This window comes from Streptococcus sp. GMD4S, from assembly GCF_000296955.1.
This window is the reverse complement of sequence record NZ_AJRE01000322.1, coordinates 1-823: the sequence shown is the minus strand read 5'-3', so window position 1 is coordinate 823 and position 823 is coordinate 1. Positions and strand designations below refer to the sequence as shown.

1 protein-coding gene and 1 pseudogene are annotated in these 823 nt (G+C 42.2%); both read left to right on the top strand.

What is annotated here, in order from left to right:
* On the top strand, positions 1 to 608 hold a 608-nt coding region (locus GMD4S_RS09665; RefSeq protein WP_000309671.1), incomplete at its 5' end, for a SufD family Fe-S cluster assembly protein.
* A 19-nt stretch (positions 609 to 627) separates the two neighbouring features.
* Positions 628 to 823: pseudogene (locus GMD4S_RS09660) on the top strand (hypothetical protein); the annotation flags it as partial.

Genomic DNA, 823 nt, shown 5'->3' with positions numbered 1-823 from the left:
GGTCTGATAATGTCTATAACTTGGTAACAAAACGTGCCAAAGCTTTGAAAGATGCGACTGTTGAGTGGATTGATGGTAACTTGGGTGCTAAAACAACCATGAAATACCCGTCTGTTTACCTTGATGGAGAAGGAGCGCGTGGAACCATGCTCTCTATCGCCTTTGCCAATGCAGGGCAACACCAAGATACGGGTGCCAAGATGATCCACAACGCTCCACATACAAGCTCGTCTATCGTGTCTAAATCCATTGCTAAAGGCGGAGGAAAGGTGGACTATCGTGGACAAGTAACCTTTAACAAGAACTCTAAGAAATCTGTTTCTCACATCGAGTGTGATACCATTATCATGGATGACTTATCAGCGTCAGATACCATTCCGTTTAATGAAATTCACAACTCGCAAGTTGCTTTGGAACACGAGGCCAAGGTATCTAAGATTTCAGAGGAACAACTCTACTACCTCATGAGTCGTGGTTTGTCAGAATCTGAAGCTACTGAGATGATCGTTATGGGATTTGTAGAGCCCTTCACTAAAGAACTTCCAATGGAATACGCAGTTGAGCTGAACCGCTTGATTAGCTATGAAATGGAAGGTTCAGTCGGATAAATCCAAAAAGGAGAAGCAAATGGGATTTTTAAAAAAATTATTCGGTAATGTTGAAAAAGCGAATAAAGGTGAAATTCCTGTCGAGGAAATTGTTCCACCTTTTACAATTGATTTAGCAGAAGAAGCAGATGATTATTGGCGACAAATGGAACAAAACCTCTTGATAAACGCTGTAAAAGCTGCTGGTGGTCCTGAGGCCGTGGAACGTGCTTTTG